Source organism: Curtobacterium sp. S6, from assembly GCF_000710345.2.
Lineage (GTDB): Bacteria > Actinomycetota > Actinomycetes > Actinomycetales > Micrococcaceae > Rothia.
This window is the reverse complement of record NZ_JHEL01000015.1, coordinates 1,238,304-1,252,084: the sequence shown is the minus strand read 5'-3', so window position 1 is coordinate 1,252,084 and position 13,781 is coordinate 1,238,304. Positions and strand designations below refer to the sequence as shown.

The 13,781-nt window shown below is 66.8% G+C and carries 12 protein-coding genes; 8 read left to right on the top strand and 4 right to left on the bottom strand.

Annotated features, from left to right (window positions below):
• Positions 1–145 precede the first annotated feature (145 nt).
• On the top strand, positions 146–982 hold the full coding sequence (locus CURSPS6_RS07925) for a di- and tripeptidase (RefSeq protein ID WP_200910872.1): 837 nt from the start codon (positions 146–148) through the stop codon (positions 980–982).
• An 84-nt stretch (positions 983–1,066) separates the two neighbouring features.
• On the opposite strand, the gene purB is transcribed toward CURSPS6_RS07925, so the two are convergent.
• Positions 1,067–2,518, bottom strand: coding sequence for an adenylosuccinate lyase (purB, locus tag CURSPS6_RS07920; RefSeq protein ID WP_030015386.1), 1,452 nt, complete (start codon positions 2,516–2,518; stop codon positions 1,067–1,069).
• 197 nt (positions 2,519–2,715) lie between these two features.
• Here purB and CURSPS6_RS07915 point away from each other — a divergent pair, with 197 nt between their 5' ends.
• The 6 genes from CURSPS6_RS07915 (at position 2,716) to CURSPS6_RS07890 (ending at position 9,858) form a co-directional block, all read left to right on the top strand.
• Positions 2,716–3,255, top strand: coding sequence for a hypothetical protein (locus CURSPS6_RS07915; RefSeq protein WP_030015385.1), 540 nt, complete (start codon positions 2,716–2,718; stop codon positions 3,253–3,255).
• 6 nt (positions 3,256–3,261) lie between these two features.
• Positions 3,262–4,794, top strand: a complete 1,533-nt coding sequence (locus CURSPS6_RS07910; protein WP_030015383.1) for a hypothetical protein — start codon at positions 3,262–3,264, stop codon at positions 4,792–4,794.
• Positions 4,795–4,829: 35 nt separating this feature from the next.
• Complete coding sequence (locus CURSPS6_RS07905; RefSeq protein WP_030015382.1) at positions 4,830–5,978, top strand: histidinol-phosphate transaminase; 1,149 nt, start codon at positions 4,830–4,832, stop codon at positions 5,976–5,978.
• Between the two features lie 93 nt (positions 5,979–6,071).
• Positions 6,072–7,220, top strand: coding sequence for a thiamine pyrophosphate-dependent dehydrogenase E1 component subunit alpha (locus CURSPS6_RS07900; protein WP_030015380.1), 1,149 nt, complete (start codon positions 6,072–6,074; stop codon positions 7,218–7,220).
• 41 nt (positions 7,221–7,261) lie between these two features.
• The gene (locus tag CURSPS6_RS07895; protein ID WP_030015379.1) at positions 7,262–8,227 is read left to right on the top strand and encodes a transketolase C-terminal domain-containing protein; all 966 of its coding nucleotides are present in this window, start codon (positions 7,262–7,264) and stop codon (positions 8,225–8,227) included.
• 26 nt (positions 8,228–8,253) lie between these two features.
• Positions 8,254–9,858 carry a dihydrolipoamide acetyltransferase family protein gene (locus tag CURSPS6_RS07890; protein WP_030015377.1) on the top strand — a complete coding sequence of 535 codons (1,605 nt, stop codon included), beginning with the start codon at positions 8,254–8,256 and terminating at the stop codon, positions 9,856–9,858.
• Between the two features lie 70 nt (positions 9,859–9,928).
• On the opposite strand, the gene CURSPS6_RS07885 is transcribed toward CURSPS6_RS07890, so the two are convergent.
• The 3 genes from CURSPS6_RS07885 to CURSPS6_RS12635 form a co-directional block, all read right to left on the bottom strand.
• Entirely contained in the window at positions 9,929–11,017 is a 1,089-nt protein-coding gene (locus CURSPS6_RS07885) for a YrzE family protein (RefSeq protein ID WP_030015376.1), read from the bottom strand.
• Positions 11,014–11,733: a sugar O-acetyltransferase gene (locus CURSPS6_RS07880; RefSeq protein ID WP_082470229.1), complete on the bottom strand. Its 720-nt coding sequence runs from the start codon at positions 11,731–11,733 to the stop codon at positions 11,014–11,016. Before CURSPS6_RS07880 ends, CURSPS6_RS07885 begins: the two co-directional genes overlap by 4 nt.
• A 74-nt stretch (positions 11,734–11,807) precedes the next feature.
• Positions 11,808–11,951 carry a hypothetical protein gene (locus CURSPS6_RS12635; protein ID WP_160319780.1) on the bottom strand — a complete coding sequence of 48 codons (144 nt, stop codon included), beginning with the start codon at positions 11,949–11,951 and terminating at the stop codon, positions 11,808–11,810.
• A gap of 47 nt (positions 11,952–11,998) precedes the next feature.
• Here CURSPS6_RS12635 and CURSPS6_RS07875 point away from each other — a divergent pair, with 47 nt between their 5' ends.
• Entirely contained in the window at positions 11,999–13,708 is a 1,710-nt protein-coding gene (locus CURSPS6_RS07875; RefSeq protein ID WP_051687743.1) for a long-chain-fatty-acid--CoA ligase, read from the top strand.
• Positions 13,709–13,781: the final 73 nt, after the last annotated feature.

Here is a 13,781-nt window from a genome sequence, read left to right as displayed (position 1 = left end):
AAACGGCTCCAGGGGGCGTCCGAACCAGCCGAGAGCGGGGGAGAGGACGCGGGTGCGAGGTGCGCTGTCGGCTAAGAGGCTGATGAAGACGCGGTGCCCGTGGTTAGATGAGGGCATGGCACCGAAGTTTCCCTTTGAATCCGCAATGAAAAATGCCTTCGACGATCACGGGCAGCCCAAGCCCGCCTTGAATAAGGCGCTGGATTCGGTCCTTCGCGCCCAGCGTCCCCTGGTGGTCACGGCCATCAAGAAGCTCCGCAAGAAGCATCCGGATGACACCCCGGAGCAGATCGCCCAGCGCCTGGAGCGGTTGTACCTCCGCGATGTCACGGTCGGTGGCGGAGCCGTCGGCGCGTCGGCCTTCATCCCGGGCATCGGCACCGTCACCTCCGTCGGGCTCTCGTTCGTCGCCGTCGGCGGTTACCTGGAGCGCACCGCGATCTACGCGCAGTCCATGGCCGAGCTTTACGGCGTGCACGTGGACGATCCCGAGAAGGCGCGCACGATGGTCATGGCCCTGATGCTCGGCGAGGACGGCGCCGTGCTCATGAAGCAGATCCTGGGCCAGTCCGGTCGGACGGCCGGCATCAGCAACAAGTGGGGCTTGATGCTCGGCAAGGAGGACGGCAAGTCCTTCAGCGTGTCCCGGACGATTCGCAACATGTTCATCAAACGGTTCCTGACGCGGCAGTCCGGCGCCCTGCTCGGTCGCGCCCTGCCCTTCGGCATCGGGGCCGTGGTGGGTGGCGGCGCAAACCTCGCGCTGGGTCGCCAGGTGATCAAGTCGACCAAGGCCGCCTTCGGGAAGGTCCCCCAGGAGTTCCCGGACAGCCTCCAGCTGGACGGCCGGGCGCCGAAGTTCTCCGATCCCCACGAGGAAAAGAAGGCGCAGGCGCTCGCCGGCGACCTTCCGGCGGGCAAGGCCGCAGAGGCAGAACAGGAGAAGTCGGAGGACTCCTCGGACCAAGGCTCGAAGCGGTAGCACCCGAGCGCTGATCGTCCTCACCTCAAACGCAGGGCATCGACCACCACGGTGGCCGATGCCCTGCGTCGTCTCCCGGTGCGACTACTTCAGGTGGTCGACGAGCCGGGCGGCGATGCCGTGATAGGTCGCCGGGGTGAGGCTCGTGAGCCGAGACTCGGCCTCCGGCGAAAGGCCCAGGCCCGAGACGAACTCGATGAGTCGCTGCTGATCCACGCGGTGGCCGCGGGTCAGGTCCTTCAGGCGCTCATAGGGCTGATCCATGCCCTCGACGCCGGCGATGGATTCGGCGCGCATGACCATCTGGATCGCCTCGGCGAGGACCTCCCAGTTGTGGTCGAGGTCCTCCGCGAGGGTTTCCTCGGCGACGTCGAGCTTGGACAGGCCCTTGCGGACGTTGGAGATGGCCAGCAAGGAGTGCCCGAAGGCCACGCCGATATTGCGCTGCGACGAGGAATCCGTCAGGTCACGCTGCCACCGCGAGGTCACGAGGGTTTCGGCCAGGGTATTCAGCAAAGAGCAGGAAATCTCCAGGTTCGCTTCGGCATTTTCGAAACGGATCGGATTGATCTTGTGAGGCATGGTCGACGAGCCGGTGGCGCCTTCCACGGGGATCTGGCGGAAGTAGCCGATGGAGATATACGACCAGATATCCGTGCAGAGGTTGTGCAGGATCCGGTTGAAGTGGGACATCGTCGAGTAGAGCTCCGCCTGCCAGTCGTGCGACTCGATCTGCGTGGTCAGCGGGTTCCAGGTGAGTCCCAGGTATTCGACGAACCCGCGGGAGACCGATTCCCAGTCCACGGTGGGGGCCGAGGCGACGTGGGCCGCATAGGTGCCCGTGGCGCCGTTGATCTTGCCCAGGAATTCCTGGTTTTCGACGTGCTTGAGCTGACGCTGGAGGCGGTAGGCGAGGACGGCCATCTCTTTGCCGAGCGTCGTCGGCGTGGCCGGCTGGCCGTGGGTTCGGGACAGCATGGGAACATCACGGGTTGACTCCGCGAGGGACGCGACCATGTCCGTCAGCTCCCGGGCCGCGGGCAACCACGCGAAACGGACCGCGTCACGGATGCCGACCGCGTAGGAGAGGTTGTTGATGTCTTCGGAGGTGCACCCGAAGTGCACCAACGACGTCAGGTGCCCCAGTCCGAGGCCCTCGAGGCGGCGCCCGATGAAGTATTCGACGGCCTTGACGTCGTGAACCGTGACCGCCTCGATCTCGGCCAATTCCGCGATGGATTCCGCGTCGAACTCGGTGACCAGCGCGCGCAGTCCGGACTTCTGCGACTCCGTGAGGGGAGCGAGCCCCGGAAGGACCGAATTATTGCTCAAGTAAATAAACCACTCGACCTCGACGTGCACGCGATCTCGGTTGAGCGCCGATTCCGAGAGGTAGTCCACCAGGGGAGCGGTCTGGGGCTGGTAGCGCCCGTCAAGGGGGCCCAGGGCAATCGCCGGCGAGACCTCGGTGAGGCTGCGGCGACCGTTCGGCAAGGTCGATTCGGGCAGGGAGGTGTTCTCTGAGGAGTTGGCCATGGCTTTATTGTGGCACGGCCTCCCGGCCGACGCGGTGCCGTCCACAGGCATGACGTCATCTCCGGTGGGAAGGAACTTGTCCACGAATTCGTGGGGAACGGCCGCTCGTACCGGTCGCGGCGGGACGCGGCATCGGAAGCTGGTGGCGGACGGGGCGGAACGCTCGCAGTCTTCGGTCGCGAGAAAGGCAGGGGCACATGAATATCGTCGGCGCGTGGGGCATGGAGATGCCGGGGGTAGTGAGAGCGGTCGGAGAGGCCGCCGCGGAACGGGTCGAGAGCCTCGCCCGAGAAACTCTCGGGCTTTCGGAGGAGGTGCGCGCCGCGAGGGACCGGGTCGCCGAGACGGCGGCGTCCTCCTGGGAGTCCAAGGCCGCGCGGGCGTTCCGGGACGGTGTGCACCGCCACGTCGGGCGCGCCGACGCCGCGGCCGAGCACCTCCGGCGCGGCGTCGAGGAGCTTCTCCGCTCCGCGGATGAGATCCGACAGCGCATGAACGGCGTCGCGGTCGCCACGGAAGCCCTCGAGCGTCGACTCACGGAATTCACGGTCCGCCACGCGGCTCACCTGGGGCTGTCGGTGGGCTCGGTGATGGCGAACGTGGAGGAGTTCTTCGCGACCCTCGGCGCGCCCGCCGCTGAGGAACTCCGAACCATCAGGGAGGCCTTTCAGGGGCATGCGCACCCCGAGGAGATCGATGCTCTGCGCCGGGCCGTGTCCGGAAACGGAAGGAAGTGACGCGGTATGGGTGCGTTGACCGGATCGCTCCGTGAGTGGGCCGACTTCGCCACGGAGCCCGCGGGTGAGACCGGCGCCTTCGCTTCGGGATTTGGCCTGGTGCCCAGGGATGGGGCCGTCCTGCGGTCTTCCTCTGACCGCCTGCGGGTCGATACGGCCGAGGTCGGGAGAATCAGCGAGGTCTTGACGGAAGCGGCCGGAGAGACGGCGGCCGTCGAGGCTCGCTTGCTCGTCCTGGCCTCCGAGGTGGGCACGATATGGGCCGTGGTCTCGGAGCGGCTCCGGCAGGCATCGGAGTCGATGGCCCAGGCGAGGCGGGAGGTTCAGGCGTTCGTGGTGGGCGTCGGAGAATTCGCGGCCAAAACGCGCCTGGCGCAATTGTCCTATGAGCACGCGGAAGAGTTGGCCGAGACCTTGGTCAAGGGGTTCGACGCGGTTCATGCGGTGCCCTATCGGGTGCTCTACGGTTCGGCCTTCTCCGTGGGCATCCATCCGCTCGGACTGCTGACGGGCGCGGCGGGGTTTGCGGTCACGGAAGGAACCCTCCTGGCCGTGGATTCCGCGAGCCGGGGAACCGCGGCGGCGGTGCGGTCGTCGCTTGCCGGGAGCGGCCTTCCCCTGGAGACGCTGCGGGGTGACGTCTCCCGGGTCAAGGCCCAGAGGCGCAGCGTCGGGCTAGGTCTCGTGCGGTTGAGCGGTTTCCGGAAGGTCGGCGAGCACTCCGTGCCTCGAACATCCGCGGCCGGTTCGGCGACCGTGATCGCGGAGGGGCTTCGCGGCGCGGGGGCCCACGACGAGCAATTCGACGCCGCGACGGGGCCTCAAGAGAGGGTTTCCCTGGCGCACGTGGACGTCACCGAGGTGACGCGGCCGGACGGGACCCGCACGTTCGTCGTCGCGATACCGGGCACGGATTTCGATAACCTCCTCAGCCGGACGGATCCCAACAGCGCCTTCAGCATCGCCGATGTCGCGACGACCACCCCGGACACGCCGCTGGCGCAGTCACCGGCCCTCCTCCAACTCGTCGACCGCGCGTTGGCCGAGGCCGGGGCCGGCAGGGAAGACCCGGTTCTGCTGTCAGGCTTTTCCCAAGGGGGAATGGCGGCCATGGCGCTGGCCTCGAATCGGGAGTTCATGGGCAGGTACTCCGTCCGGGGCGTCGTCACCACGGGAACCCCGAGCACGATGTACCGCGCCGTTCCTCGGGATGTTCGGCTTCTGCATCTTCGTGACGTGAACGACCCGATTCCGGTCGTCACCGGCGGAGGGCCGGACCCGGGCAATGACCACGCCGTCGTGGTGGAAACGAACGTCGGGGTCGGTGGCCTGGTCGAGTTCACTCACGACGCCGAGGACTACGTTCGAGCCGGACGGGCGGCCGACCGCGTGTTGGCCACGACCTCCGAGGGCCGGGAACACGCCGAGTTGATGCGCCAGATGCTTCCCGCAGGGGCCGCCCTGCGCACCATGACCTTCGAGTCATCCGCGGAAAACTACGATCGAGCGTCATCGAATACCGCCGAAAGTGAGCGATGACACCTTTTGGGGGTGGCCCCGTTACAGTGGAATTCATGAGTGAGAATGAGCAAGCAGTTTCGCGCGGAATCACGCCGCGAGAAGTCTTCAGCGGTCTTCCCAAGTACGCAGCGGGCAAACCCCCGCGCGCGGTGGAAGGACTGACGCAATACAAGCTCTCGTCCAACGAGAACCCCTACGGTCCGGTGCCCGCCGTGCGCGAGGTAATTCGCGATTTCGCGACCGCGAACCGGTACCCGGACCCGTTGTGCACGCGTTTGCGCGGGGTCCTGGGTGAGCACCTGGGAGTGGACCCCGCGGACATCGTGACCGGCGCGGGCAGCCTGGGCGCGCTGAGCCAGATCCTTGCGGCCTTCGCGGGCGGCAATTCCGACGGGACCCAAGACGAGGTCATTTATCCGTGGCGTTCCTTTGAGGCCTACCCGATCGTGACCGGGCTGGCCGGCGCCCGCGAGGTTCGGGTGCCTAACTTGCCGAGCGGGGAACACGATCTCGAGGCCATGACCCGCGCGATCACGGACAGCACGAAGGTCATCATCCTGTGCACCCCGAATAACCCCACCGGGCCTGCCCTGACCAAGAAGAAGGTCCAGGACTTCATGGCGAGGGTGCCCTCGCACATCGTCGTCGTCCTGGACGAGGCCTATCTGGAATTCTGCCAAGAGTCCGAGCTCACCGAGGCCGAGATCGCCGAGGGCGGCCTGGCCGAAGGCATGGATCTGTACCCGGACTACGAGAACCTGGTGGTTCTCCGCACCTTCTCGAAGGCCGCCGGCCTGGCCGGGCTCCGGGTCGGCTACTCGATTTCCCATCCGGAGGTCACGCAGTACCTGCGGGTTTCGGCCACGACCTTCGCGGTGACCGCGGTGGCCGAAGAGGCCGCGATCACCTCGATCGAACACGACGCCGAGGTGCGGGACCAGGTGCGGCGTCTTGTCTCAGAGCGAACACGCGTCGTGGACGGATTGGCGAGCCAGGGGTGGACGTTCCCCGTGACCCGAGCGAATTTCGTGTGGCTGCCGCTGGGCGAGAGGACCCAAGAATTCGCCGAACTGGCAGACGAGAACGCACTGTCGGTCCGTGCCTTCGGGGCCGAGGGGGTGCGCGTGAGTATCGGGGAAGAGGAAGCGAACACCCGCTTCCTGCGCATCGCGGAAGAATTCTCCCAGCAGGGCGAACGGTAGGCTAAGGGTGTATTTTGTGACCGGAGGATCCGCCTGCTTGTCGGATCCGCCGGTCACGCCGGCCGCCGGACAACTTAGCCGCATGGAGGACTCATGGAAACCACGGAATCCCACCACCCTGGGGCTACCGAAGGTCAGCTGAGGAGAGTGACCATTCTCGACGAGAACGGTCGTCGGGGATCGGATCCCACCTTCGATCCGTATATCAAGGACCTCACCCTTGAGGACCTCCAACGCTCCTACACCGACATGCTGATGGTGCGTCGCTTCGACGATGAGGCGACCTCCCTGCAACGTCAGGGCAAACTGGCGCTCTGGGTCCCCTCCAAGGGGCAGGAGGCCGCCCAGGTGGGATCGGCCAACGCCATTCCGACGCAGGATTTCATCTTTCCCTCCTACCGAGAGCACGCCCTGGCGTACGCGCGAGGCGTCGACCTCGTGGACATCCTGAAGGTTTTCCGCGGATTCGCGCCCGGCGGCTGGGATCCGAAAAAGCACCGGTTCAACCTGTATTCCTTCGTTCTCGCCTCCCAGATTCCTCACGCCGTGGGCTACGCGATGGGGCAGAAGCTCGACCGCGAGATCCGCGGCAGGGAGGTCGACGAGGCGACGGTCGTCTATTTCGGCGACGGGGCCTCGACCGAGGGCGAAGCACACGAGTCCATGGTCTTCGCGGCCTCCTACGATGCACCCGTCCTGTTCTTCATCCAGAACAACCAGTGGGCGATTTCCGTCCCCTTCGCCACTCAATCCCGGTTGCCCCTCGCGGAGCGCGCGGCCGGCTACGGCTTCGAGGGAATACGCGTGGACGGCAACGATATCCTCGGCGTCCAGGCCGCGACCGCCTACGCGATGGACAAGATCCACCGGGGCGAAGGGCCCGTGCTGATCGAGGCGGAGACCTACCGCATCGGCGCGCACACGACGGCCGACGATCCCACCAAGTACCGCACGCGCGAGGAAGAGGACGAGTGGACGACCAAAGATCCCCTCGTTCGGCTCGAGCGTTACCTTCGCGACCAGGGCACGCCCGAGGAGTTCTTCGAGAGCGCCAACGCCGAGGCCAAGAAGTACGGGGCTTCCATCCGGGAGGCCGTGCTCGCCATGGAACCGCCGGAATTCGACGCGGCCTTCGAGCACGTCTACGCGGAGAAGAATTCTCTCGTCGAGCGGGAGCGCGCGTGGTTCCACGAGTATGAAGCAGGATTCGAAAAATCCGGCACCGCGGAAGGCGGGCGGTGAACGTGACCAGCAATGACAAGGTGGAGGCCTCCGTGGAAAACATGCCGATGGCGAAGGCCCTCAACGTGGCCATGTCCGATGCCCTGAGGGAGGACGAGACCGTCCTGCTGATGGGCGAGGACATCGGGACCCTCGGTGGCGTCTTCCGCGTGACCCAGGGGCTGAAACAGGAATTCGGCCCTCAGCGCGTCATGGACTCGCCGCTCGGCGAGGCCGGCATCGTCGGCTCGGCCATCGGGCTGGCCATGCGGGGGTACCGTCCCGTGTGCGAAATCCAATTCGACGGATTCGTCTTCCCGTCCTTCAACCAGATCACCACGCAGCTGGCGAAGATCCGGGCGAGGTCTCGGGGATCGGTGAGCCTACCGGTCGTCATTCGCATTCCTTACGGCGGAAATATCGGGTCTATCGAGCATCACTCGGAGTCCCCGGAGGCGCTGTTCGCCCACACCGCGGGCTTGCGGGTCATGACGCCGTCGAATTCGCAGGATGCCTACTCGATGATGCGCGAAGCGATCGCCTCGGAGGATCCGGTGATCTTCCTCGAACCGAAGCGGCGCTACTGGCTCAAGGGCGAGGTGGACCGCGCCACGGCCGCCCCCGGAAGCCAACGGGCGCAGATCGTCCGCGAAGGCAGGGACCTGACCCTGGCCGCTTACGGTCCGCTCGTGCCGGTCGCGCTGGCCGCGGCGGAGGCCGCGCGCGAGGACGGCCTCTCCATCGAGGTCATGGACCTGCGGTCGATCTCGCCGTTGGATTTCGACGCGGTCGAGGCTTCCGTCAAGAAGACCGGGCGGCTCATCGTGACCCACGAGGCCCCCACCTTCGGCGGCATGGGCGGGGAGCTTGCGGCCGAAATCGGGCAGCGATGCTTCTACAGCCTGGAGGCGCCCGTGCTCAGGGTCGGGGCCTTCCACATGCCCTATCCGGTCGCTGCCGTCGAAGAGGATTACCTTCCGAATATCGACCGCCTGCTGGAAGCCATCGACCGTTCGCTGAACTACTAGCCAGCCTCATCACCCAGGAGTTCTCATTGTCTTCGATATTTCATCTCCCGGACGTCGGGGAAGGCCTGACCGAGGCTGAGATTCTGTCATGGAAGGTCGGCCCCGGAAGCACCGTCGAGGTCAACCAGGTGGTCCTGGAGATCGAGACGGCCAAGTCGGTCGTCGAGCTGCCCTCCCCGTTCGCCGGTACGGTCGAATCGATCATCGCCGCAGAAGGTGAGACCGTCGAGGTCGGCGCGCCGCTGATCTCGGTCACGGTCTCCGGCGAGGCCCCGCAGCCTTCGGAGCCTGACGCGTCGGCGGAACAGGCCGAGACGGCCGCGGTCGAGACGCCGCGCGACGAGGTCGAGCCCGAGCAGGCCCCGGCCACGCGCGCCTCCGCGCCCAGCGGCAAGGCGTCGACCCCGTCGCCCGACGCGGCGGAGGAGACCGAGGCCCTGGTGGGTTCCGGGCCCAAGGCCGACCCGGTCAAGCGGCGTACCCGCAAGCGCGCCGTGGGCGCCGGGGTGACTCTCAACGCCGCCCCGTCGGAGCAGGCCTCCGCCGCCCCCGAAGGCGAGCACCCCGAGACGCTCCTGACGCAGCTCCTCAACCGGACGCAGCGCCAAGGGGGCATGGGCCTCGCCGAGCGCGCCAAGAGGCTCGCCGAGGAAGGCCGCGGCGCCCTCAAGCGGTTGCCCGGGCGCGCCGCCGAGGAGCCGATGGGCCAGGTTTCCGGTCACAAGACGGTGCTCAGCGAGCCGCCCCGGCGCCCCGCGCTCGCCAAGCCTCCCGTACGCAAGGCCGCCAAGGACCTCGGGATCGACTTGGCCGATGTCCCGGCGACCGGCCCGCAAGGCCAGGTCACCCAGCGCGATTTGGTCAACTTCGCCGCCCACGCGCAGGACGTCGAGAGCCACAAACCCGCAAACTTCTGGGTCGAGCGTGGCGGGACCGAGGACCGCATCGAGCGCGTACCGGTCAAGGGCGTCCGCAAGGCCACCGCGAAGGCCATGGTGAAGTCCGCCTTCGAGGCCCCGCACGTGTCGATCTTCGTCGACGTGGACGCCTCCCGGACCATGGAATTCGTCAAGAGGCTGAAAACCTCGCCCACCTTCGACGGCGTCAAGGTGACCCCACTGCTGATCCTGGCCAAGGCGGTCATCTGGGCCACGGCCAGGAACCCGCAGGTCAACTCGCAGTGGACCGACTCCGAGATCCTCATCAAGCGGTACGTGAATCTCGGGATCGCCGCGGCGACCCCGCGGGGTTTGATGGTGCCGAATATCAAAGACGCGCAGGACCTCTCCCTCCGGGAGCTCGCGGTGGCGCTGAACGCGCTGACCACCAAGGCCCGCGAGGGCAAGACTCAGCCGGGGGACATGGCCTCCGGGACCATGACGATCACCAACATTGGCGCCTTGGGGATCGATACCGGAACGCCCATCATCAACCCGGGCGAGGCCGCCATCGTCGCCTTCGGAACGATCAAGCAGAAGCCGTGGGTCGTGGACGGCGAGGTCATTCCCCGGTGGGTCACAACCCTGGGCGGATCCTTCGATCACCGCATCGTCGACGGTGACCTCTCGGCGCGTTTCATGGCCGACGTCGCCGCGGTGCTGGAGGAACCGGCGCTGCTGCTCGACATGTAGCCTCATCGTCATACACGGAACCCGCCCGGACGACCGTCCGGGCGGGTTCCGTGCATCGAGGCGACCGAACTTACCGGCCCTCGAAGCCCCAACGATCCACGGAACGGTGGAATCGGGTGCCCCAGAGGCCGCCGAGGATGGCCCCGATCAGGCCCACGATGAGGGCGCACACGGCCGCCGCGAGCCCCCAGAGGAAGTCGTCGCCGCCCAGAGACTGCACGGATCCCAGGGGGACGCTCGTGCCGACGCGATCCGCGAGGAAGAGCGACAGAACGGTCGTGACCGCCGCCCCCATGAGCTGCCACAGCCAGACGGCGACGCCCTGTTTGGCCCCGGCGAAGCGCCCGGAGCGTCCGGCGGCGAACCCTCCGACGACGTAAGAGACGAAATACACGGCCCCGAACACGAGCACCCAGGCGCTGCCGCCGGCCGAACCTTGCGTGAGCTCCTTGAGGGATGCGCCGACGTGGTCGGGCATGGTCGCGGAGCCGATGCTCGGCACGACCTGCCCCGCCAACCACAGCAGGAATCCGGCGACGGCGGTGGCCACGAGCCATCCGATCAGGCCCGGGAGTAGCTGAATCCGCCCGTACTCGGCCTTCTGCCGCCGAACGATCATGGAACGAAGCTCGGCTCCCGAGGGCCCGCGCGGCGGTTCCGGCGCGTAGCCACCCTGCTGGCCGCCCGCGGGGAAGCCCTGGGTCGGGGAGCCCGCGCCGCCCGGGGACATTCCGGCGCCGGCCGCGGGGGTGGAGGCGCGCGAGTCGACAGGCTCGGTGCGTCCGAGGACCTGCGTGGCGTCGTCGGCCCGGCCCCGGGCATCCCATTCGGCCGGGTCGTCGTATTCGAGGCCCGAATACTTGTGCGCTTCCGTGGTCCGGGATCCCTCCCCGTAGGCCGGGAGGGGCAGGGTCTCATTGGCCGACGCGTGGCTCGACCCCCAGGAGCCCCCGTCCAGGACCTGGGTTCGTTGGTCGTCCCCGGAGAGGTATTCGGTCCTGTCCTCGTCGAGAACCTCGGTGCGCTCCTCGTCGATCCGGCCCGCGGACGAGTGGGGGATCACCTCGGTCCGGTCGTCGTCCAGGGGGACGGTCCTGTTCGGGTCGTTCGAATCGGCGTCCGGGCGTTCATTCCACGGCCTATTTCCTGACGTGCTCACGCGTTCTGCTCCTGACTCGGATCGGTCCGATGCGATGGACGGTTAACCTGTTCCCGATACGACGGGGGAAAGTTCTCGAGGGCGTATTGGCCGGATCGTTCCTCGGGATCGATTGTGCGGATGACCCGCGCGGGGGAGCCGACCGCGATCGAGAACGGAGGAATGTCCTTGGTCACCACGGCCCCGGCCCCGACCACGGAGTCGTGTCCGACGGTCACGCCCGGCATGACGATGGCGCCACCGCCGAGCCACACGTTGTCCTCGATGGTGATCGGCAACCCGCCTTCCCACATGAGCCGCCGGTCGGTGGGGTTCAAGGGATGGGTGGGGCACAAGAGCTGCACGTGCGGGCCGATCTGGACGTCATCGCCGATGCGCACGTCGCAGACGTCGAGGATGGTCAGCCCGAAGTTCGCGAACAGCCGGTCCCCGACGTGGATGTTGTATCCGTAATCCACGTGGAACGGGGGACGGATGCGCACGTCCTCGCCCATGCTCCCGAGCAACTCACACAAGAGGGCCTGCGCGGAAGCCGGCTCGTCGAGATCGAGTCGCTGGTAGCGGTCCGTCATGCGGGCCGCCTCCGCGGAGGTCCGGGCCGAGAGCGATGCGTCATGATTCGTCTCGTTCGCCGTTCCCTCCCCTCGGTAGGGTAGGCCGGCGTGCATGCGTTCCCGCATGGTCATCGAATCCGGATCGGGTCCAGGTGCGCTCATTCGAGGAGGCCTTTCGTCGGAGTGGTTGGTCGGTCGTGGTCGGCTCGGTTAACGGAGGTGTCGCGGCCTCGGGCCTAGGTGAGCAGGGCCGCCAAGCCGATCACGACGAGGCCGATCAGGATGGCGATGCCGGTTCCGATCAGCATGCGGCGATTGATCTGTCGCATCACGGTGCGAAATTCGTCCTCGGTCCAGGGGCTCTTGCGGCGTGCGGTCATGCTGGACAGTATTCCAGGTGACGCGGCCACATGGCAGAATCTCGACCATGGATGCACTTCCGTACGACGGATCCGAACGAAGCACGCAACGCCGACCCTGGCTTAAGAACTACAATTCGACGACCTCGGAGACCCTCGACCTTCCGGAGACCTCTCTGGTCCACGTCATGGAGCGTTCCGTGAAGGCCGCGGGGCCGAAACCGGCCCTCGAATTCTTCGGGGCCACGACCAGCTATTCCCAATTGGGAGACCAGATCTCCCGGGTGGCCGAGGGGCTACGCCTGATGGGGGTGCAGCCGGGGGACCGCGTCGCGGTGATCCTCCCCAACTGCCCGCAACACATCGTCGCTTTCTACGCCATCCTGAGGCTCGGCGGCGTCGTGGTCGAGCACAATCCCCTCTACACCGACGGCGAGTTGCGGCACCAATTTGAGGATCACGGCGCGAAGGTCGCTTTCGTCTGGGACAAGATCGCCGCCAAGGTCACGGACCAGCCGGCCGACATCCGTCCCCGCGAGGTCATCGCGGTCAACCTCATCGAGGCCATGCCGCGCCACCTTCGGCTCGGGCTCAAGCTCCCGCTGCCTCGCGCCAAGGAATCCCGGGCCAAACTCGAGGGTCCGGCCCCGAGGACGACACCGTGGCGAAAGCTGCTCAAGGCCGCACCGATCGCGGCCGACCATCACCGCCCGACGGCCCACGACACTGCGTTGCTGCTCTACACCTCGGGCACCTCGGGGACGCCCAAGGGGGTCATGCTCACGCATCGTAACCTCGAATCCAACGCGCTCATGGGCGAGGAATGGATCGGTGTGGGAACCGACGAGGTGATCTACGCGTTGCTGCCGCTTTTTCACGCCTACGGGATGACCCTGGGGTTGGGCATCGCGATGGCCGTGCGCGCCAAACTGGTGTTATTTCCCACGGTGGACCTGGATTTGGTGTTCTCCGCGATGAAGAAGACCACCCCGACGATCCTTCCGGCCGTTCCGCCGATATATCAACGGCTGATGGATATGGCCCGGGAACGCGGCGCCGACCTGTCCGGTATCCGAACCTCCGTGTCCGGGGCCATGAACCTTCCGTCGCAGCTCGTCAGCCAGTGGGAGGCCAAGACCGGGGGATTCCTCGTCGAAGGGTACGGGCTGACGGAATGCGCGCCGCTGGTGTGTTGCAATCCGCTGAACGCCTCGCGCCGCACCGGATCCATCGGGGTGCCGTTCCCCTCGACGGATATCCGGATCGTCGACCCCGAGAGCCTGGAGGACGCCCCCGATGGCGAGGCCGGAGAGCTCTGGGTCAAGGGACCACAGGTTTTCCGCGGGTACTGGAAGAACGAGGAAGCGACCCACGCGGCGTTGACCGAGGACGGGTGGCTGCGCACGGGAGACATCGTCACGATGGACGAGGACGGCTACCTCTTCGTGGTCGATCGACTCAAGGAAGTCATCATCACAGGGGGATTCAACGTCTCGCCGTCGGAGGTCGAGACCGCGCTGAAGTCGAATGACCTCGTGAAGGACGCGGCCGTGATCGGCATCGACGCGGACGGGGGCGGGGAAGACGTCGTGGCGGCCGTGATCATGGAGCCGGGGCACGCCCTCGACGTCGAGGCGCTGCGGCAACACTGCTACTCCAAGATCACCCGCTACAAGGTGCCCCGCCGCATCGTCGAGCTCGAGGACTTTCCCCGGTCGATGCTGGGCAAGACCCTGCGGCGCGAGGTCAAGAAGCTCGTCGAGGAGAAGCTCGGCTAGCCCACGCGCAGGGCCGTACGACGATGCCCGCCGCGCCTCCCAGCGGGGGCGCGACGGGCATCGTCGTGTCGAG